Source organism: Duganella sp. CF517 (genome assembly GCF_900110275.1).
GTDB lineage: Bacteria > Pseudomonadota > Gammaproteobacteria > Burkholderiales > Burkholderiaceae_D > Rugamonas.
Genome location: NZ_FODC01000005.1, coordinates 326,467 through 345,222, shown reverse-complemented (window position 1 = coordinate 345,222; position 18,756 = coordinate 326,467). Strand labels below are relative to the sequence as shown.

19 protein-coding genes, 1 tRNA gene and 1 pseudogene are annotated in these 18,756 nt (G+C 58.7%); 12 read left to right on the top strand and 9 right to left on the bottom strand.

All coding sequences use genetic code 11. The features are described 5' to 3' along the window. Positions 1–70 precede the first annotated feature (70 nt). The 4 genes from pepN to BMX85_RS20845 all read left to right on the top strand — a co-directional run bounded on the left by pepN (position 71) and on the right by BMX85_RS20845 (position 5,393). Entirely contained in the window at positions 71–2,737 is a 2,667-nt protein-coding gene (gene pepN, locus BMX85_RS20860; protein ID WP_090323174.1) for an aminopeptidase N, read from the top strand. Between the two features lie 40 nt (positions 2,738–2,777). Continuing rightward, positions 2,778–3,779 carry a class 1 fructose-bisphosphatase gene (locus BMX85_RS20855; RefSeq protein WP_090323171.1) on the top strand — a complete coding sequence of 334 codons (1,002 nt, stop codon included), beginning with the start codon at positions 2,778–2,780 and terminating at the stop codon, positions 3,777–3,779. 117 nt (positions 3,780–3,896) lie between these two features. After that, positions 3,897–3,972 (top strand) — tRNA-Thr (locus BMX85_RS20850). Between the two features lie 185 nt (positions 3,973–4,157). Beyond that, positions 4,158–5,393 carry a tyrosine-type recombinase/integrase gene (locus BMX85_RS20845; protein ID WP_090323169.1) on the top strand — a complete coding sequence of 412 codons (1,236 nt, stop codon included), beginning with the start codon at positions 4,158–4,160 and terminating at the stop codon, positions 5,391–5,393. 4 nt (positions 5,394–5,397) lie between these two features. Here the strand turns inward: BMX85_RS20845 and BMX85_RS20840 are convergent, their stop codons facing one another. Then, positions 5,398–5,646 carry a helix-turn-helix transcriptional regulator gene (locus BMX85_RS20840; protein WP_090323166.1) on the bottom strand — a complete coding sequence of 83 codons (249 nt, stop codon included), beginning with the start codon at positions 5,644–5,646 and terminating at the stop codon, positions 5,398–5,400. A 408-nt stretch (positions 5,647–6,054) separates the two neighbouring features. On the opposite strand from BMX85_RS20840, the gene mobC reads away from it, so the two are divergent. From mobC to BMX85_RS31590, 3 genes and pseudogenes are all read left to right on the top strand, one after another. Beyond that, positions 6,055–6,447: a plasmid mobilization protein gene (gene mobC, locus BMX85_RS20835; protein WP_090323864.1), complete on the top strand. Its 393-nt coding sequence runs from the start codon at positions 6,055–6,057 to the stop codon at positions 6,445–6,447. Then, positions 6,437–6,850 (top strand): annotated as a pseudogene (locus tag BMX85_RS31595) (relaxase/mobilization nuclease domain-containing protein); the annotation flags it as partial. The gene mobC and the pseudogene BMX85_RS31595, both read left to right, overlap by 11 nt. Positions 6,851–7,178: 328 nt before the next feature. Beyond that, a complete protein-coding gene (locus BMX85_RS31590) occupies positions 7,179–7,598 on the top strand; it encodes an IncQ-type mobilization protein MobB (protein ID WP_373923988.1) in 420 nt (139 codons plus the stop codon). A gap of 284 nt (positions 7,599–7,882) precedes the next feature. Here BMX85_RS31590 and BMX85_RS20825 read toward each other — a convergent pair whose 3' ends face one another. Then, positions 7,883–9,580: an AIPR family protein gene (locus tag BMX85_RS20825; protein ID WP_090323160.1), complete on the bottom strand. Its 1,698-nt coding sequence runs from the start codon at positions 9,578–9,580 to the stop codon at positions 7,883–7,885. 669 nt (positions 9,581–10,249) lie between these two features. On the opposite strand from BMX85_RS20825, the gene BMX85_RS20820 reads away from it, so the two are divergent. After that, complete coding sequence (locus tag BMX85_RS20820) at positions 10,250–11,017, top strand: hypothetical protein (RefSeq protein WP_143068039.1); 768 nt, start codon at positions 10,250–10,252, stop codon at positions 11,015–11,017. A gap of 301 nt (positions 11,018–11,318) precedes the next feature. Here the strand turns inward: BMX85_RS20820 and BMX85_RS20815 are convergent, their stop codons facing one another. The 5 genes from BMX85_RS20815 to BMX85_RS20795 are packed head-to-tail and all read right to left on the bottom strand — an operon-like array spanning position 11,319 to position 15,094. Then, a complete protein-coding gene (locus BMX85_RS20815; RefSeq protein WP_090323154.1) occupies positions 11,319–11,774 on the bottom strand; it encodes a lysozyme inhibitor LprI family protein in 456 nt (151 codons plus the stop codon). Between the two features lie 10 nt (positions 11,775–11,784). Further along, complete coding sequence (locus BMX85_RS20810; protein WP_229210621.1) at positions 11,785–12,366, bottom strand: hypothetical protein; 582 nt, start codon at positions 12,364–12,366, stop codon at positions 11,785–11,787. A 13-nt stretch (positions 12,367–12,379) separates the two neighbouring features. After that, positions 12,380–13,135: a DUF899 domain-containing protein gene (locus BMX85_RS20805; RefSeq protein ID WP_090323152.1), complete on the bottom strand. Its 756-nt coding sequence runs from the start codon at positions 13,133–13,135 to the stop codon at positions 12,380–12,382. Positions 13,136–13,156: 21 nt separating this feature from the next. Next, a complete protein-coding gene (locus BMX85_RS20800; protein ID WP_090323862.1) occupies positions 13,157–13,828 on the bottom strand; it encodes an NHL repeat-containing protein in 672 nt (223 codons plus the stop codon). 45 nt (positions 13,829–13,873) lie between these two features. Further along, positions 13,874–15,094, bottom strand: coding sequence for a helix-turn-helix domain-containing protein (locus tag BMX85_RS20795; RefSeq protein ID WP_090323150.1), 1,221 nt, complete (start codon positions 15,092–15,094; stop codon positions 13,874–13,876). A 102-nt stretch (positions 15,095–15,196) separates the two neighbouring features. On the opposite strand from BMX85_RS20795, the gene BMX85_RS20790 reads away from it, so the two are divergent. After that, complete coding sequence (locus tag BMX85_RS20790) at positions 15,197–15,589, top strand: VOC family protein (RefSeq protein ID WP_090323148.1); 393 nt, start codon at positions 15,197–15,199, stop codon at positions 15,587–15,589. 144 nt (positions 15,590–15,733) lie between these two features. Next, entirely contained in the window at positions 15,734–16,423 is a 690-nt protein-coding gene (locus tag BMX85_RS20785; protein WP_090323146.1) for a hypothetical protein, read from the top strand. Between the two features lie 111 nt (positions 16,424–16,534). Here BMX85_RS20785 and BMX85_RS20780 read toward each other — a convergent pair whose 3' ends face one another. After that, complete coding sequence (locus BMX85_RS20780) at positions 16,535–16,723, bottom strand: hypothetical protein (protein WP_090323143.1); 189 nt, start codon at positions 16,721–16,723, stop codon at positions 16,535–16,537. A gap of 89 nt (positions 16,724–16,812) precedes the next feature. Next, positions 16,813–17,223 carry a response regulator gene (locus BMX85_RS20775; RefSeq protein ID WP_090323140.1) on the bottom strand — a complete coding sequence of 137 codons (411 nt, stop codon included), beginning with the start codon at positions 17,221–17,223 and terminating at the stop codon, positions 16,813–16,815. A gap of 249 nt (positions 17,224–17,472) precedes the next feature. Here BMX85_RS20775 and msrA point away from each other — a divergent pair, with 249 nt between their 5' ends. Together msrA and BMX85_RS20765 are read left to right on the top strand one after the other, a co-directional pair. Then, positions 17,473–17,976, top strand: a complete 504-nt coding sequence (gene msrA, locus BMX85_RS20770) for a peptide-methionine (S)-S-oxide reductase MsrA (RefSeq protein ID WP_177196835.1) — start codon at positions 17,473–17,475, stop codon at positions 17,974–17,976. A 140-nt stretch (positions 17,977–18,116) separates the two neighbouring features. After that, positions 18,117–18,512, top strand: a complete 396-nt coding sequence (locus tag BMX85_RS20765) for a DUF1842 domain-containing protein (RefSeq protein WP_090323138.1) — start codon at positions 18,117–18,119, stop codon at positions 18,510–18,512. Positions 18,513–18,756 lie beyond the last annotated feature (244 nt).

Below are 18,756 nucleotides of genomic sequence, written 5' to 3'. Positions count from 1 at the left end.
GGCGATTCACACGTCCGCTGGCGCTGGTATTGGTAAAATAGGCTTTTGCCTACGTCCACCCAGAGCCCCCATGCGCACAGATAGCAGCCCCGCGACGATATATCGCAAAGATTACACCCCTCCAGCTTTCCTGGTCGATACGGTTGAACTGGGCTTCGATCTCGACCCCGACCGCACCGTGGTGGCCAGCCGCGTCACCATGCGGCACAATCCGGTTAGCCTGAGCCGGGACATCGTGTTGCACGGCGAGGAAATCGAACTGGTGCAGCTGCGCATGAACGGCAAGGCGCTGGCGCCGACCGAATACAAGCTCGACGGCTCGACGCTGACGATCAAAAAGGCGCCCGACACCGTGGTGCTGGAGATCGAAACGCTGTGCGCGCCGGTGCAAAACACTACCTTGTCCGGGTTGTACGTATCGAACGGCAACTTTTTCACGCAGTGCGAGGCCGAAGGCTTCCGCCGCATCACCTATTTCCCGGACCGCCCGGACGTGATGGCCAAGTACACCGTCATGCTGCGCGCCGACAAGGCCGCGTATCCGGTGCTGCTGTCGAACGGCAACCTGATCGAGGAGGGCGACCTCGGCGACGGCCGCCACTACGCCAAATGGGAAGACCCGTTCAAGAAGCCGTCGTACCTGTTCGCGCTGGTCGCCGCGCGCCTGGTCTGCCAGGAGGAGAAATACACGCTCAACTCCGGCCGCGAAGTGCTGCTGCAGGTGTGGGTGGAGGACGGCAACCTCGACAAGACCGACTACGCCATGCAATCGCTGAAAAACTCGATCCGCTGGGACGAGGAGCGCTTCGGCCTGGAGCTGGACCTGGACCGCTTCATGATCGTCGCGGTCGGCGACTTTAATATGGGCGCGATGGAGAACAAGGGCCTCAACATCTTCAACACCAAGTTCGTGCTGGCCAACCCGCGCGTGGCGACCGACGTCGATTACGCCGGCATCGAGGCGGTGGTGGGCCACGAGTACTTCCACAACTGGACCGGCAACCGCGTCACGTGCCGCGACTGGTTCCAGCTGTCGCTGAAGGAAGGCCTGACCGTGTTCCGCGACCAGGAATTCAGCGCCGACATGATCGGCACCGACAGCGGCCGCGCCGTCACCCGCATCGACCAGGTGCGCACGCTGCGCCAGGCGCAGTTTCCCGAGGACGCCGGCCCGATGGCGCACCCGGTGCGTCCCGACTCCTTCGTCGAGATCAACAACTTCTACACGGTGACCGTGTACGAAAAGGGCGCCGAAGTGGTGCGCATGTACCAAACCCTGGTGGGCCGCGAAGGCTTCCGCAAGGGCATGGACCTGTACTTCGGGCGGCACGACGGCCAGGCGGTGACCTGCGACGACTTCCGCGCCGCCATGGCCGACGCCAACGGCCGCGACCTGCGCCAGTTCGAGCGCTGGTACAGCCAGGCCGGCACGCCGGTGGTCACCGCGCGCACGCGCTACGACGCCGTCAAGCGCAACTTCGACATCATCCTCAGCCAGCGCTCGACCGCATCGGCCGGTCAGCCGGACAAGCTGCCGTTCCATATTCCGGTGGCGGTCGGCCTGCTGTCGGCCAGCGGCAAGGACCTGCCTTTGACCCTGGAGGGCGGCAAGCACGCCAAGGGCGCCACCACGGTGGTGCTGGAGTTGACCGAGCAGGAGCAGATTTTCCGCTTCCGCAATGTCGACGAACGTCCGACGCCGTCGATCCTGCGCGACTTCTCGGCGCCGGTGGTGCTGGAATACGACTACACCGACGCCGAACTGCTGCACCTGTTCAGCCATGACAGCGACCCGGTCAACCGCTGGGAAGCGGGCCAGCGCCTGGCGATGGCGCGCCTGCTCAAGCTGACCGCGCAAGTGGCGGCCGCCGGCGGCAGCGACGCCGGCCTGAAACTGGACGCCACCTTCATCAGCGCCCAGCGCACCTTGCTGACCGACGACACGCTCGACCCGGCGTTCCGCGAGCTGGCCTTGATCCTGCCGTCGGAAACCATCATCGCCGAGCAGATGGACGTGGTCGATCCGCAGGCGATCCACACCGCGCGCCAGTTCATGCGCCGCACCATCGGCGCCGCGCTCAAGACCGAGCTGCTGGCGCAGTACCACGCCAACCAGACGCCGGGCGAGTACAGCCCGGACGCGCTGTCGGCCGGCAGGCGCGCGTTGAAGAACCTGTGCCTGTCGTACTTGATGGTGGCGCCGGACATGGCGGAGCTCAAGCTCGCGCAGCAGCAGTTCGAAAAGGCCGGCAACATGACCGACCGCTCGGCCGCGCTGGTGGCGATGATCCACAGCGGCGCCGAAGCCGGCCCGTATCTGAAGAAATTCTACGAAGACTTCCAGGGCGAAGCGCTGGTCGTCGACAAATGGTTCGCCATGCAGGCATCGGCGCCGACCACCGGCGTCGCCGGCGTGCGCAAGTTGATGCAGCACCCGGCCTTCACGTTGAAGAACCCGAACCGCGCGCGCAGTTTGATCTTCAACTTCACCAGCGGCAATCCGTCGCAGTTCCACGCCGCCGACGGCAGCGCCTACGAATTCTGGGCCGAGCACGTGATCAAGCTTGACGCCATCAACCCGCAGGTCGCCGCGCGGCTGGCGCGCGGCATGGACCGCTGGCGCCGATACGCCCCGGCGCTGCAGGCCAAGATGAAGCGCGCGCTGGAAAAGGTCGCGGCCCGCGCCAAGCTCTCGAACGACGTGCTTGAAGTGGTGACCAAGGCGCTCGCGGACTGACAACGATTTAAACGATTTATATTTCATCACAAGGGAAACCATGAAACGCATCAGCCTCACTCAATACCTGGTCGAAGAACAGCGCCAGAACAACACGATCCCGGCCGAACTGCGTCTGCTGATCGAAGTGGTCGCGCGCGCGTGCAAGACCATCAGCCACGCCGTGGGCAAGGGCGCGCTGGGCGAAGTGCTCGGCACCGCCGACACGGAAAACGTCCAGGGCGAAGTGCAGAAAAAGCTCGACATCATCTCCAACGAGATCCTGCTCGAAGCGAATGAATGGGGCGGCCACCTGGCGGCGATGGCGTCGGAAGAGATGGAAACCATCCACCCGATCCCGAACCGCTATCCGAAGGGCGAGTACATGCTGACGTTCGACCCGCTGGACGGCTCGTCGAACATCGACGTCAACGTCTCGATCGGCACCATCTTCTCGGTACTGAAGGCGCCGGAAGGCATGGGCGAGCCGACCGAGGAAGCGTTCATGCAGCCGGGGACCAAGCAGGTCGCCGCCGGCTACGCCGTCTACGGCCCGCAGACCATGCTGGTGCTCACCACCGGCAATGGCGTCAACTGCTTCACCCTGGACCGCGAAATGGGTTCGTGGGTGCTGACGCAGCGCGACATGAAGATCCCGGCCAAGACCAAGGAATTCGCGATCAACATGTCGAACGCTCGCCACTGGCACGCGCCGGTCAAGCGTTATGTCGACGAGCTGCTCGAAGGCGAAAACGGCCCGCGCGGCACCAACTTCAACATGCGCTGGGTGGCCTCGATGGTCGCCGACGTGCACCGCATCCTGAACCGCGGCGGCATCTTCATGTACCCGGCCGATACGCGCGACACGTCGATGCCGGGCAAGCTGCGCTTGATGTACGAGGCGAATCCGATGGCCTTCATCGTCGAGCAGGCGGGCGGCTCGGCCACCGACGGCACCCAGCGCATCATGGACATCCAGCCGCACAAGCTGCATCAGCGCGTGCCGGTGTTCTTGGGTTCGCGCGATGAGGTGGCGGTGGTGACGGGCTATCATCAGGGCTGATTGGGCCGTTTCTAGCCTGTTCGGCGCACAAAGCAATGACATTTTTGCAGCATGGCTAAAATTTATTGGTTTAGGGCTAGCGTGCAGTAAGAAATATTTGTTAGAATGTGCGACTTCGCCGCTTTAGCTCAGTTGGTAGAGCAGTTCATTCGTAATGAAAAGGTCGCCAGTTCGATTCCGGCAAGCGGCACCAGAACTCAGCAGTAAAAAGTGTCAAGAAGTCTCGAAACCCGCCTCTCTCATAGGGAGCGCGGGTTTTTTGTTGTCTCGTGGTTTCCACTGACGTAGCATGGGATTTCAGCCGATTGGGGGATGGGGAATAGCTCTTGTCCCCCAAGAATCGCTAGTCCCTCAACGTCTGTCACGGAGGAGCTCGTCATGGCGCTCACAGACATTTTCATTCGAAAACTTCATCATTCTGGCAAGCCCAGTGGCGATAAATACCACGATGGACGCGCCTTGTACCTGCTGGTCACCGCGTCAAACAAGTATTGGCGCATGAATTACCGGTTTGAAGGCAAACAGAAAACCATCCCGTTCGGCATTTATTCGGAAGTATCGCTAGCAGATGCGCGCGAGCGGTGTTCGGACGCTCGCAAGCAGTTGCGGGCAGGCGTCGATCCCCATCCGAGTACTAGGATGTTGCAACCTAAACCAGTCAAAGTTGAATCCCGGACGTTCGAAACGCTGGCGCGAACCTGGTGGACCAAGATGGCGGTCACCCGTGGCCCACGCACGCAGGAGAAGGTGCTGTCGTGGCTTGAGCATGACCTGTTCCCGTTCATCGGCGAGATGTCGGTGGAGACAATTAAGCCACGCGACATCCTGGCGATTATCCAGCGCGTGGAAGCCAGGGGCGCGATTGATTCGGCCCATCGCATCCGGCAGGTGTGCGGCCAGATATTGCGCTTTGGCGTGGCGCTTGGGTGGACGGAGCGCGACGTTACTCCCGACCTGAAGGGCGCATTGATGGCGGTGCCGCGCAAGAACTACGCTGCACTGACCGAGCCGAAAGAAGTTGCGGCACTGATGCGCGCCATTCATGCATACGAAGGCCATATCGTGGTCGTGGCGGCGTTAAAACTCTCGCCGCTGGTGTTTGTGCGTCCCGGTGAGTTGCGCGGCGCAGAGTGGCAGGAATTCGATCTGGACGCGGCAGAGTGGCGAATTCCCGCATCCAAGATGAAAATGAAGATGCAGCACATGGTGCCGCTGTCCACGCAGGCAGTCAAAATATTGCGCGAAGTCCATCGCGTCACGGGTCATGCAAAGTTCGTGTTCCCCAACCTGCGCAGCGATCAACTGTGCATGAGCGAAAACTCGATCAACGTGGCGCTACGGTGCATGGGCTTCCCCAAAGAGCTAATGACGGCGCATGGCTTCCGGGCCATGGCGCGTACGATACTGGACGAAGTGCTTGAAGAGCGCGTAGACCTGATCGAGCACCAACTGGCGCATCGTGTGATCGATCCGAATGGCCGCGCTTACAACCGCACTGCACATCTACCAGCGCGCAAGGCGATGATGCAGCGCTGGGCCGACTACCTCGACAAACTGCGGATCGGCAGCGAGGTCGTCCCGGCCGCTCCACTGAGCAGGGACCATTGGCGCTAATCCGTCAGTTCGGAGGCTTGATTTGCTCAACTCGGCCATAAGCGTGTCCGCGCTGGGCAATACGCTCCGCCAGCCATGTCATGACGTCGTCCTCTAGCCAGCCGACCGAGCGTGCCGATAGTTTGACAGGGGCAGGAAATCCCCGCAGTTTAACCTCGCGATACAAGGTAGCACGCGACATGCCGCAGAGCGCCAGTACCTCGCGCAAGCGCATCACGCGGCCGGTTCCAGGAATTGGTTGATTGGTACCCATAGTGGCCTCCAGTGCCGATTCAATTTCGTCTAAGGTAGGTCCTCGACATGGCGCACCCTTGATGCAGCGCTAGGTTGGCGACGTTACGGCTTTGAAATCAGCGAGCTCATGAGGCTGCACAATGCTGCGATCAGGAAAGTGCGCTTGTTGTTTCCTGCCCGCGATATTGCATTGTTTCGTGCGCAGCGTTGATGCACCTTGTCCACGCCAGCGGCTTTCCTGACGGATTGTGCACTACAGAAATGGCAGGTGCCGCTTGACGCGGCTCAGTCTGCGCTGACTTTCGTTGACTACAGTGGAGGAGTGCGCGCCGCCGGTGAGGAGCAAGCCATGTTTTCGCTTCGCTCAAACGTGGCTTGCCCTGCGGGGCCGGGCGCGCTTTGCTTGCCAACCTCGGCGAGGTCCACGATGAATTCCGAACTGCCAAAACGTTACGCCAAAGGAGGTCGCCCCAAAGGCGACCCCGCCGACTTGCGCGCAGTGACCATCGGCGTGCGTGTATCTGCTGCCGAATATGCGCTGCTACGCGAGCGCGCCGCGTCGATGCAGATGAAGCCTGCCCAGTGGCTGCGCGCAGCTGCCTTATCGCGTCGCCTGCCGCCGCCACCAGTGGCTGCGATCAACCGTGAGCAGTACGCCGAACTGGCACGGCTTGCGGCAAATCTCAACCAGCTCACACGCCTCGCTAACGAGGGGGAACGTGTGAACGTCGCGACAGTTTTGTTGGAGCAGTTGCTGGCCGAAACGCAGTGCCTGCGGCTTATCCTTCTTGGCGTAAAGGACAGTGTTGATGATCGCTAAAGCCATCAAGGGGCGAGGGTTTCGCGGCGCGCTCGAATATGATCTGGCCAAGGACAAAGCCCACGTGATCGACACCAACATGGGCGGTTCGACGCCGCGTGCGCTGGCGAAGGAGTTTGGCGAGATCCGCAAGCTGCGGCCCAAGCTGGGCAAAGCAGTCTTATATGTCTCGTTGTCTGCCGCCCCCGGTGAAGATATAAGCGAGGCGCAGTGGCAGCAGATCTCCCAGCGTTACTTGCGCGGCATGGGGCTGGAGAACAACCAGTATCTGGTAACGCGCCACACCGACACCGAGCATCCACACATCCATCTGCTGGTGAACCGAATTCGCTTCGATGGCGGCGTCACGTCCGACAGCCACGATTACCGACGGCATGAAGTGCTAATGCGGGTCATCGAGCGTGATTTCAAATTGCGCCAGGTGAGACCTTCAATTGAGGCCAAGCGCCACGCGCCCACCAAGGGCGAAATCGAGGAGGGCCTGCGCACGGGCTTGCCATCCACACGCCAGCGCTTGCAGCAGCTGTGCGACAGCGCGGCGGAGCGGTGCTACAGCTTCACTGATTACGCCGAGCGGCTGCAGGCGGCCGGCATACGGCTAGTGCCTGTGACACAGCTGGGTGGAACCAAATTATCTGGCCTGTCCTACTTGCTTGACGGCGTAATGATGAAGGGCAGCGATCTTGGAAAAGCATACAGTCCCATGGGGCTGGCAAAGCGAGGAGTGGGTTATGTCAAAAACCGAGACCATGAAGCAGTTGGCCGCTGTTTCGAACGAGGCGCGGGTACAGGCGCTGCATCAGCAGATCGAGTCGCTGCGCGAGGCGAAGCTGAGCAGCGTGGACGAATTGGCGTCCCTGCTGGAGCCGTTGGCAAAGGCGATGGCAGTATTGACCCAGGAGACCTTATCAAGCGTCAGGAAGATCGAACAGATCGAGCAGCGCAGCCGCGATCAAAATACGCAGTTCAAAATACAAATGGAGGGGGCGCTTACGTCGTGGAAGCAGGCCGTATTGGAAGCCGAGGCTGCAGTGTCCAAAATGGGCAGACTAGGAGAGAACTCCGCCGTGCGGACCGTTTTGACGGCGGTGTTGACCGGATTGTTCACAGGATTGCTCTCGACCGCATCCTGGCTCTTGCTCGCACGGTGAGCCGGAATACAAAAAATTCCTTAGAACTCTTATCAGAAAGAAAGGTCAACAATGTAACCTCAATGCGCGAAATATATCTTCAAAATAATAATTTATGCATAAGTAATAATTTTAAGAAATTTTTTGATATTTCCCTTGGAAAGACTTCGATAAAACGAAAATACAAAAGTCGAATGACCTAAGGCTGGATTAAAAATTTAGCCTTAGGTTTTATTTTAATTTAAAAATTTTTGAGAGTAAATTTTAATTAAATTTCATGAAATTCGTAAATGACTTTGAGAAATTCAAAGAAGCTTATCGACGTTGGCTAGCATTGTTCCCGTGAGCGGCGGTGATTTGAGAAGGTCGCGAGAGATGTCTGGATCGGGAAGGGCAGTTGTAATCAATAAATTTAATCTGTCGAACCACTCTCCATCATTCGCTGCAAAAATGTTGTAAAGCGCCTCATTTTTTGTTTTGCAACCTAATTTCTTATATTTTGCTGCGCAGTATTTTGATGCTGCCGTGATGATGTGCCACCGAAGTTTTGAATATTTTCCGTCAAACCGCTTATTGGATGTTAGCATCCTTAATCTATAATGACTAAAGCACGCGGTATAGTAGTCTTCTTCATGAGCGCCTTTTACAAATACCTCGCTTAATAATTCGCCTGTCAATCTATTAGGATACCTGCTAGACAAGTCAGGACGCATCATAACCATGGCAGCATAGCAGCGTGCAGTTTCTCTGGCGTCGAAGATTCGCACAGGTGCAACGTTATCTGCTCTGTATTGACCTTTTCTTCGTTCAAAATATATTCTACTTGCTTCGGTTACGCCCCGAGCATTGAAATATTGTTCTAAATCTCTTAGCGCAGTTAGTGTAGAGATAAACTGAGCGTCTTCAACTTTAGATTGTCTGTTTGTTGCCCGGACGATGTCATCAATTACCGAAGGTTCATCTGCCTCAATCAATTTTATCATTAGACATACTGTGTTGTCGACTACGTCGTCCATAGAAATTAAAATATTCGAAGTCTGACAGCCATTTACAATTTGGAAGTCTCGTATATATATCTCCTGTCCTGCGGGGCGAACGCTAGAAGCCACAATCGTAACTCCGTTATTCATTAAACCAAATCGAGCTTTTTTATCTGCATCGCTTAATGTTTCAGCGATTTCAGAGTTGACTTCAACGTCTACTCCCAAAAAATCTCGAACATTTTCTTCGAAAAGTTTTTTTCTAGGAGCCCCGTTTTTATCTTTTAGGATTGCATCAATGAAGCTTCGCGCTGTAACGGTTGCCACGTACGCATTGCTGATATTCGGAACTGCGGGAAAAGGTGCATAGCCTACAGTCGCTAGCCTTGCTTCCATTGGCCCTTCAGCTGAAAGCCAAAGTTCATGAATAATTTCTCTGTGACCTTTGACTAAAAGCGTCTCATTTGAATAACCCATTTTCTTCAATGCAGCTTCGCCTATCTGGAACGCTGCATTTATTTCGACGGCTTCAGTATCTGGGGCAGCTGTCAAAAAATAAGCATGTATGTTTGGAAGTCCGCCTTTAATTCGGCCGATGTTCTGAAAAATAGCTACAAACATCTTTCTGAAATCCGAAAGGTACTGACTATGAGGCTGCGCAGGAGTTTCAGAAAGATAGTCTATAATGGCAGATACAAAAGAATCTATCTCTTGTTTTGACCAAGTCGTTGAGCGTTTCGCTTGAGTCAGCACTATAGTAACTTGATATTCTCGTTTGGTAGTGTCAAATACCTCTATGAGCTCTTCTACAGAGAATACTGCCCTGTCGTCTAGGAATAACAACGCGCCATCAATTCCCGGGTCTGCCCCTTCATAAACTAAGTCACTTGCCTCAACATTGTCACCAGAATACTTGGAAAAGACGCAATAATTTACAAAGGCTTCAAAATTTTTAGCTTCCTCATAAGGAGCGCCAAAATCTTTACAGAAGCTTTCAAAATAAGATTTTGTTACTAAATGCATAATAATCCTTTGAAAAATTTGATGTTGCGAAGGTAAATTATCCAGCAAAATTTTTCAATAATCTAACATTATTTCCATATGGGAAATCTCACCAATTGTAACTTACTAGTATTTTTTTATTCTCTAAATTTTTCATCGCATTTATCAAATTCATCTAGGTAAATTTTTGATGAGAAAATCGAATCAATCTGATGAATCTTTAGTAGTACTGAAAAGATATGTGTTGTAAAAATGCGACGATCGGAACGGCACTGAAGCTCTGTTGGATTTTTACCGGATAAGCGATCTGGACTAGACGCTTTGAGACCTCCTTCATAGTAGGAGTGAACCCGGCAAGCGCACCAAGAATCAGGTAGTGACAGAGACCCGCGCCTTCGCAAGAAGGCGCGGGTTTTCTGCTTCTACGGTGCGAACGGCACGATGAACTGCGTGCTTTTGCCTGTCAGTTATGGCATAGTCAAGCGATGAAAGCACTCAAAAGCCAGCTAGCGAAAGATCTGCTTGCAGACGAACAAGCTCGCAACGAGCTGCGTCGTTTTTTGGTGAGCAATCGTTCCAAATCGCCTTCGCTTGACGCGGAGTCTAGTCGGATACATGTTCGCCGGGGCAGCACTGCGGTGACTGTTAGTGCTACTGTCGTCCCTAAGGCAAAAGCTGACTGACAAAGCCGTGAACGTTGCGCTTCCCGCCATCGTTATCTTCTTCGTGCTACTTCCTGGATTTATTCTTCGCACTCGGCTGAAGCGTGTAGAACGAACTTCGCTTGATTTTTCACCTTTTGGCGAAGTAGTGGCCGAGGCGGTTGTATGGTCGGTGCTGGTTCACTGCGTGTGGCTAGGTCTTGCTAACGTCATCGCGGGCCAAACCTTTCAGCCGCTGGTTCTGTTGAAGTTGCTGTCTGGCGCGGTAACCGTGCACGAAGGCGCCGCCGCTGCTTTTGCCGCAAGCTTCTGGTGGGTTACCTCTTATTTCTCGAGCCTTTTAATCGCCGCATTCGTCTTTCCCATGGCATTGCGAGCAATTATTACGAAATACAGGCTTGATCGCTCCGCGTCGCGCTTCAACTACATATTTCGCTTTCACAAAGCGCCTTGGTACTATTTATTGACCGGGGCAGACTTTGCCGAAGACGAAGCTCCCGATATGATTCTGATTTCGGCAATTGTCGAGGTTGGAAAAGAAGCAGTACTCTACGTGGGGGTGCTCGATGAATTTTATGTTGATTCTGAGGGGCAACTCGACCGCCTTGTATTGCAGAACGTCGCGCGTCGTCCGCTATCACGAGACAAACTGACTGCAAGCGCAAGCGAGGAAGTTGAAGCGATCATCGAGCCTGTTCGATTTTACGATGTGGACGGCGATTCGTTTGTGCTACGGTATAGCGAGGCGATTACCTTGAATATTCAATATGTCAGGCTCGCAATACGTTCTACCTAGTAGGCATGGAAGTCTGACATTAGGGCACGACCATATCCCGTTCCTGGCGGCGAAAGCTATAAGTTCGATTTTTCACTGTATGGATGAGCTGGTCTCCGATCGACAGACCTTGGTCTAGCGAGCCTGAATTCATTGACTTCGCGATGCCTCATTTTTCAAAATATGGCTTGGTCTAGTCAGTTGTCCGAGAAGCGATATGTGAGTGATCCGTAGCGTCGGCGCGGCGAATATTAGGGGCGAGCTGATCATAATATCCTTGGTGCTAAATTGGTAATTTCGGAAAAGTTCATTTTTCCACCGATCATTTCACGGATTTTAGCGAGGGCAGCGCCGCCAAGTCAGTATTGAGTTGCTTCGAGCGCGCATTATTCAACCCGACCTGGCAGGAAAGGCGCCGCATTTCCAGCGCATTACCGATGGCGCCGCCGCCAAGCGAGGCGGCGAAGGCGCACTGCGCATCGCGGTATCGCTCGTACGCTTTACTGGACGCCCGCAGCTTTTGCTTCGCAAGGTGGATGAATTTCGCATCCTCGTCCCATGTTGAAAGCGCGGCGATCGCTTGCTCTTCCGCGCGCCTCAGTGCTGCGCCGCTTTCACGGGATTTCTGCGCCAGACATTCCCGCATTCCGGCTTGCGAATAAGCGCCGCATTCTTCGAGAGCGGCCTGCTCGCTTTCAAGTTCAGTCGCCCAGACATTTTCGGAAAAGATCGGCAGCGCAAGCGCGCCGGTCAAGACGATGAGATTTGAAATTCGCATGTGGATTCCTTCACTTTGCGGAGGCGCGGATCGTGGCGTTCCGACCCCGCCACTTGGGATTGATGCCATGACAGGCTACCACGGCGATCGCGCCCGTGACCGCGAGCATGGCGGCGGTGTGGACGCAGATTGCGGCCAGCGCCATGACCATGGAGCCGCTGGCGCTGATTTCCCGCGCCGGCGTGTCGGACAGGCATAGCGGGATCAGCGCCGGCACCAGCATCAGCCCCGAACCATGCGCCGTCGATATCATCAGCGACCATAACGCCAGCGCCGCAGGGCCGCCGGGCGGGCGCCGACGCCGGCCCATGAAGCGCCACAGCTGATGCACAACGATGCCGGCCAACAGCCCGGCCGCCAACCACCAGAGCATCGCGCGATCCATCACCAGCCCCGACGACACCGCAGCCGCCACCAGCGCCACAGATGCCGCATGCCCGACCGCAATCGGCACCAACGCCCGCAGCGCCTGTCCGCAGTCGCGCGCCCGCACGCCGCGCGCGACTGCGAACATCCAGCCGGTCGCGGGATTCAGCCCGTGCAGGGCGCCGACCCCGGCGACCGCCAGCCATGGAAGCCAGCCGGACACGATGCCGCTCTCCGCCTCAAGCGCCCGCCCCGCAGCACGAAGCTGCCGCCGCCACCGGCGCCGTCTCATAACGGTCATGGTGGCGCACCCATTCCATCGGATACGACAGGCCGTCTTCGTTGCGCCCCAGCGGCGTCAAGTCGAGCAAGTTATAGGTATGCATCATCACTTCTACCCCGCGCCCGTAGGTCGAGTAGGTCAGGTAGACCTGTCCCGCGTCGTCCTTGTAGAACACGCTCACGCCCGGTGCGTCCGGATGCGGGAACGGCTGCCGCACATAGTTGTAATAGACCGTGCCGTCGGCCATCTCCTCCGGCGTGAAGCTGACGTGGAAGTCGTAGTTGAATTCGCTCTCGCCCGACGACACCCACGCGAAGCGCCAGCCCATCCGCGTGCGCATGCGCTCCAGATCGGCCAACGGCGCGCGCGAGACCGCCACCACCGTCGTGTCGCGCTGCGCCAGATGCGCCAGCGCACCGTCCGTGTGATCGGCCATGTACGAGCAGCTCTTGCAGCCTTGTTCGGCGCCCGGCGTGTACATGAAGTGTTGCAACACCAGTTGGCGGCGGCCTTCGAATAGCTCCGCCAAGGTGCGCGGGCCGGACGGCGTGTCGAACACGTAGTGCTTGTCGATGCGGACCCAGGGCAGCGCGCGGCGTTCGCGGGCGACCTGATCCTTCAAATGCGTCAATTCCTTTTCGCGCGCCAGCAGCGCCTTGCGGTGCGCCAGCCATTGTTCCGCCGACACGACGGGATGCCGTAGTGCGTTCATGCTCTGCTCCCTGGAAGTTGGTTAACGTGAGGATTGCGTGCGGCGCACGGCGCGCACCTTGCCGCTGGCGCCGCCGCCGGCGTAGAACAGGTCGCCGCCATCGGATTCCAGCCCGCTGATGCCGGTGCCGGGCGGCATGCCCAGCCGCTCGAGCACGGCGCCGCTGGCCGGGTCGACGTGCACCAGTTCGCTCTCGTCGCCTTCCCAGGTGCCGTGCCACAGCTGGCCGTCGACCCAGGTCACGCCGGTGACGAAGCGCTTCGATTCGATGGTGCGCAGGATCTTGCCGGTGGCTGGGTCGATCTGGTGGATCTTGCGGTCGCGGTACTGGCCGACCCACAGGCTGCCCTCGGCCCACGCCATGCCGGAGTCGTTGCCGTCGCCGGGCGCCGGGATCGATGCCACCACCTTGCCGCTGGCGGGATCGATCTTGTCGATGCGCCGCTCGGCGATCTGGTACAGGTGCGTGCCATCGAAGGCGGTGCCGGCGTCGCAGGGGCAGGACAGCGAGTCGGTCGGGTCGCCGCTGGCCGGGTCGAAGGCGATCAGGCGTTTGCCGGTGGCGGCCCAGATGCGCTTGCCGTCGTGGGTGACGCCGTTCACCTTGTCGGTGTCGGGGAAGGGGCCGTATTCGCGCACGATCTCGGCCGCGCGCGGCGCCGGTTCGGCGGGTTGGCTGGGTTTGCTGGTCATGGTCATCTCCTGTGGAGGCGCCGGGATCGGCGCCGCAACGGCACTTTATGCCATCTGCGTGGCGGCGGGGAGTAACAAGATTGTCGTGTATCCGGCCAGCGGCGGCGCCAGCCAGCGCTGGGTGCGGGCGCGGCCGATGCAGCGCGCCCGGCCTTGGGCCGCCAGATCGGCCAGCGCGCGCTGCACGGTGCGCTGGCTGGCGTTGAGCGCCAACGCCAGCGCCGAGGTCGACCAGGCGGCGCCGTCGGATAGCAGCGCGACCAGCGCGCCCTGGTCGCCGTCGATGGGCGGCGCCAGTAGCGCCACGTCGCGTCCGTCCAGCGGCCGCAGCGCGAAGCCGCGCGCCGTCGCGTCGAGCCGCGCCAGCGGCGTGATCAGCGCGCGCAGGCGGCCGATTTCGACCCGCAGCCGGGCGCGGTGGGTGTCGTCCGGTTGGCGGGTGTTGAAGGCGCCGGCGATCAGTGCCTCGCGGTCGACGGCGTCGGGCCAGGCTTCGGCCAGCGCGCGCGCCAGGGCGAACAACACGGGACGGCGGGCCAGCGCCCGCCAATGGGTATCGGTGCCGATGCCACGGCGGCAGGCGTCGACCACCAGCACCCCGGAATCGAGCAGGTCGGCGACTTCCTCCAGCCGCAGCGCTTGCGTCTGGCCGTTGGACAGGCGCCGCGCCGCCGGGTGCGCTAGCGCGCCGCGCGCTTCCTCCACTTCGGCGACCAGGGCCGGGACGCGGGCGCGTTCGGCCGCCGCGTGCGCGCGGCCCAGCGCGGCGCGCGCGGGCGCGATGTCCAGCGAGCGCAGCCCCAGTTCCGCCGACGCCAGCTCGGCGACGGCCGCCAGTGCCGGCGGCAGCGGGCGCCCGTTCAACCGGGACAGTTGCGCTTGCGCCTCGTCGAGGCGGCCCAGCAGCAACAGCTTGCGCACCGCGATGAGTCGCGCCTGCATGGCGTTGGGGTGGTCGGCGTGGGCTTCCAGCGTGGCCAGCGCGGAGGCCAGCGTGCGCGGCGAGTCGCTGAAATCGCGCACGGCCAGCGCCACTTCGGCCTCGGCCACCACGCAGCGGGCGCGCGCCAGTTGCTCGTGCGCGCCGAAGCCACGGGCGGCGCGCTTGAGCAGTTCGCGCGCGCGCGGATGTTCGCCGAGCTGGGCCATGGCGATGCCGCGCAAGGCCAGCGCCGCCGGGTCGTCGCGCAAGGCGACATGCTTGAGGGCGCCGAGGGCATCGCCGGCGGCAAGGGCCCGCGCGGAGGCGGCGATCAGGGAGTCCATGGCGGAAGCATACACGCGCCGCGATTGATTTCGCCGAATCGATGGCGTTACACTGGTTGCGGCGCATCGCCACTCGGCTTCAATAGACTAAAGGACAAGAAAATGTTCAGTCATGTGATGATCGGTTCGAACGATATCGAACGCTCCAAACGGTTTTACGACGCCGTGCTCGGCGTGCTGGGCGCGGGGGAGCCGTTCCGCAACACGGCGGCTGCCGGCCATGAGCGGCTTTTTTATCGACACGAAGGAAATACCTTCGCTATTACCCAGCCGCTCAATGGCGAGCAGGCGAGTTGCGCGAACGGCGGTACGATTGGTTTTAAATGTAACTCTCCCGAGCAGGTGAGGGAGTTTCACGACGTCGCGGTCGCGCATGGCGGCAAGTCATGCGAGGAGCCGCCGGGCCTGCGCGATGGAAGCTTGGGGGCGATGCACCTGGCCTATGTCCGCGATCCGGACGGCAACAAGTTGTGCGCGCTGTATCGCGTCAAATAGCGGGTACGCATTCCGACAATGCCGCATCCGTCCAAATTTGCGCTGCGCGCAGCCGCTTCCAAACAGCTAGTGTTAAGTGCGCTCAAAAACGCACAAATAATGTAAGATCATTTTGATAACTTACTTCACTAGGGAGAATACCGGATGAAACGCAATGCCATCATAGGCGCGATGATCGTGGCCGCAGCACTCGCGGCATGCAAAAAGCATGAGAAGGTCGAGGAAGCGCCGGTCGTCGCCGCGCCAGTACCAGTCACCGCGCCCGACCCTGCCGCCGCGGGCAAGGTCCCGGCGGCCGAGCAGACCGACGAACAGCGCGAGATGGCCAAGAAGCAGGCACAGTTGGCCTACGGCGTGATGGAAGATAAGTACATCAACGATCAGCGCGCGCAGTGGGCGAGCGAGGCCAAGGCGAGCTCGGTTTTTGGCGATCAGGATGGCAAGACGCCTTCCGATTCGAATCTGGCCAAGAACGCTGTCGGTCCTAGCGATGGCAGCACGTGGACCAACAACCATATCGATCAAGGTTTCGATTGGCTGGAGGCCACTTTCGCGACGCCGGTCAACGCGACCGAGGTGCGCATCGTGCTGCCGAGCGGGCAGGGCGTGGAGGCGGTCAATAAGGTGGAGCTGCAGGATACCGACGGCAAGTGGAACACCGTGTGGGAAGGTGTGAGCGATGTGAAGAAAGACAATCGCGGGAACCGTACGTGGTTCGTGAAGACTTTTACCAAGACCGCTTACAAGGCGAAGGCTTTGAAGGTGACTTACGCTAACAACTTGCAGCACGATTACAAGGTTATCGATGCGGTGCAGTTGGTGGGGGATAAGTAATCGCGTGACCGGCCTCGAGCCGGCGGTGGCGCTCGCATGGCCGATGACGCTTCGCTAATCCGCCCGGCGGGGTTTGGATGGGCTCGGGGGCTGGCGGTCGCCGGTCCCCGCTTACAGCTTGTCGGCGGCGCGGCGCTTGTCGGGCTCGTTGAGTACGCGGGCGATGACCGGCAGCGGCACGCCGGCGTCTTCCAGGAAAATTGCGGCGGCTTCGCGGCCGTCGGTGTCGAGCATGGCAATGCCGGCGTGCACGGCGATGGCCTTGGCGCGGTCGGGTCGGGAACGTCGTTCTATCATCATGGGGCCTCCTGTCGTTACGAGGACAGTATCACAAAAGCAATGGCCTTGCGCGCACCCACCGCGCGCCGGCACTTGCCCTGCGGCGGCCGTTACGCGATCTTGCGCGCGAAGCTGGCGCGCATGTCGCACGCGGTGCCGATGGCGCGCAGGATTTCTTCCATGCCGGCCGGTTTGGTGATGTGCTGGTCGAAGCCGGCGTCCTGCGTGCGCTGGCGCGTGCCCTTGTCGCCCCAGGCCGTGAAGGCGACCAAGGCGAGGTCGGCAAACTGTGGCTGGGCGCGCAAGGCGGCGGCGACCTGGAAGCCGTCCATGCCCGGCATGCCCAGGTCGAGCAGGATGACATCCGGCGCCAAGTCGTTTGCGCTCTGCAATCCTTCGGCGCCGTTGTAGGCGACCGCGGTTTGATAGCCGTACAGGCTGAGCAACTCCGCCGCGACGTCGGCCGCCTGGCGATTGTCGTCGATGATGAGTATACGTTTGGTGGGAGTGGACTGGTCCATGATATCGATCGAAAAAGTGGGCAACTGAAGCGTTGCGTCTTTCGGCTGGGGCCAGGCCGGGTTTGATTGCGCGTGCGGTGAATCTGGGCACGGCGGGCAGGACGAGAATTGCTGTCCTGAACCAGATTATAGAGGTAAACCAGTATGCGAAGGCAAGGTATTTACATTACTGTGCGTATAAGTCGCTCTATTTCTTGAATAATTGCATAGTCGTCACCAACTTAGGTGAAGATCCAATATCGAAAAGGAATGATGATGATGATTGAGAAAGCAATTCTGGCCGGCGGCTGTTTTTGGGGCATGCAGGATTTGATCCGTAAAATGCCCGGCGTCGAAAGCACGCGCGTGGGTTATAGCGGCGGCGATGTGCCCAATGCGACTTATCGCAATCACGGCACGCACGCCGAGGCGATCGAGATTAATTTCGATCCGTCGGTCATCAGCTATCGCCAAATCCTGGAATTCTTTTTCCAGATCCACGATCCAAGCACCGCTAATCGCCAGGGCAATGATGTCGGCATGAGTTATCGATCGGCTATTTTCTACGTCGACGAGCAACAAAAAGCGACGGCCGAGGACACCATCGCCGATGTGAATGCCTCCGGTTTGTGGCCTGGGAAAGTGGTGACCGAGCTGGCGCCGGCGGGGGCGTTCTGGGAGGCGGAACCGGAGCATCAGGATTACCTGGAGCGCATTCCGAACGGTTACACCTGCCATTATGTCCGTCCGGACTGGCGGCTGCCGAAGCGCTGATGCTGCTTGCGCTGTCCCTTTGTTCTTGTAAAAGTGGTTTAAAAACAGAGAGTTGACAGTCAGAAGGTATCCGGAAGGCGGTGTTTCCAGTTGGTCGATACAGTGCGTCCATGCACTTGCGTCCAACTGGAGAATAGATCATGAGTCAATTGTTTACCGCCGTTTATGAAGTCAACAGCGCCGTCGATGGCGGTCCGACCTTGCGCCTGAATCTGGTCGTCGACGGCCGTAACGATAGCGTTGTCGGCCACGTTCAGCTGGACGACTTCTCCGGCGCGAGCAAGGCCATCTCGGTGCGCGGGCATCACGTGGAAATCGACGGCGACCAGCCGATGCAGGCCATCGTGCTTGCCGGTACGCCGACGATCTTCCCATGCAAGGATGAAGACCCGAGCGCCTTCCAATTATTGATGGTATTGCCGACCGCCTGGAAAGACGGGCAGGTCTGCTACAAAATGAGTTTCGGTAAAAGCGCTCCCCGCGTTTTGGAAATCCATGACGGTATCGCACGCGCGGTTATGCAAGTCGCGAATTAATCCGGCGAGTACTGACACCCGCTTCAGTACCACTTTTTTATTGTGTCAAATTGGTACTCGCCGATTAACAAAATGGTTATTGGCGGGTATTCAATTGCCAGTTTCATACCCGAATAAGACGACGCGCCAGCGTCGTTAGTGTGTGCTCACTCCGGGTGTCTTGATCGCTATGCTTCGTTTCTCCCAAGACTGTTTTCTATGCGTAACTGGTATTAGAGTGGATGCAATTATTAAAACCACTTGA

What these genes read in the sequence shown, in the direction of transcription:
- BMX85_RS20780 (WP_090323143.1), bottom strand. Translation starts at nt 16,723, where the DNA reads ATGATGATAGAACGACGTTCCCGACCCGACCGCGCCAAGGCCATCGCC.
- BMX85_RS20785 (WP_090323146.1), top strand. Translation starts at nt 15,734, where the DNA reads ATGAAACGCAATGCCATCATAGGCGCGATGATCGTGGCCGCAGCACTC.
- BMX85_RS20840 (WP_090323166.1), bottom strand. Translation starts at nt 5,646, where the DNA reads ATGGGTACCAATCAACCAATTCCTGGAACCGGCCGCGTGATGCGCTTG.
- BMX85_RS20845 (WP_090323169.1), top strand. Translation starts at nt 4,158, where the DNA reads ATGGCGCTCACAGACATTTTCATTCGAAAACTTCATCATTCTGGCAAG.
- BMX85_RS20815 (WP_090323154.1), bottom strand. Translation starts at nt 11,774, where the DNA reads ATGCGAATTTCAAATCTCATCGTCTTGACCGGCGCGCTTGCGCTGCCG.
- BMX85_RS31590 (WP_373923988.1), top strand. Translation starts at nt 7,179, where the DNA reads ATGTCAAAAACCGAGACCATGAAGCAGTTGGCCGCTGTTTCGAACGAG.
- BMX85_RS20775 (WP_090323140.1), bottom strand. Translation starts at nt 17,223, where the DNA reads ATGGACCAGTCCACTCCCACCAAACGTATACTCATCATCGACGACAAT.
- BMX85_RS20855 (WP_090323171.1), top strand. Translation starts at nt 2,778, where the DNA reads ATGAAACGCATCAGCCTCACTCAATACCTGGTCGAAGAACAGCGCCAG.
- mobC (WP_090323864.1), top strand. Translation starts at nt 6,055, where the DNA reads ATGAATTCCGAACTGCCAAAACGTTACGCCAAAGGAGGTCGCCCCAAA.
- pepN (WP_090323174.1), top strand. Translation starts at nt 71, where the DNA reads ATGCGCACAGATAGCAGCCCCGCGACGATATATCGCAAAGATTACACC.
- BMX85_RS20825 (WP_090323160.1), bottom strand. Translation starts at nt 9,580, where the DNA reads ATGCATTTAGTAACAAAATCTTATTTTGAAAGCTTCTGTAAAGATTTT.
- BMX85_RS20800 (WP_090323862.1), bottom strand. Translation starts at nt 13,828, where the DNA reads ATGACCAGCAAACCCAGCCAACCCGCCGAACCGGCGCCGCGCGCGGCC.
- BMX85_RS20805 (WP_090323152.1), bottom strand. Translation starts at nt 13,135, where the DNA reads ATGAACGCACTACGGCATCCCGTCGTGTCGGCGGAACAATGGCTGGCG.
- BMX85_RS20790 (WP_090323148.1), top strand. Translation starts at nt 15,197, where the DNA reads ATGTTCAGTCATGTGATGATCGGTTCGAACGATATCGAACGCTCCAAA.
- BMX85_RS20795 (WP_090323150.1), bottom strand. Translation starts at nt 15,094, where the DNA reads ATGGACTCCCTGATCGCCGCCTCCGCGCGGGCCCTTGCCGCCGGCGAT.
- BMX85_RS20765 (WP_090323138.1), top strand. Translation starts at nt 18,117, where the DNA reads ATGAGTCAATTGTTTACCGCCGTTTATGAAGTCAACAGCGCCGTCGAT.
- msrA (WP_177196835.1), top strand. Translation starts at nt 17,473, where the DNA reads ATGATGATGATGATTGAGAAAGCAATTCTGGCCGGCGGCTGTTTTTGG.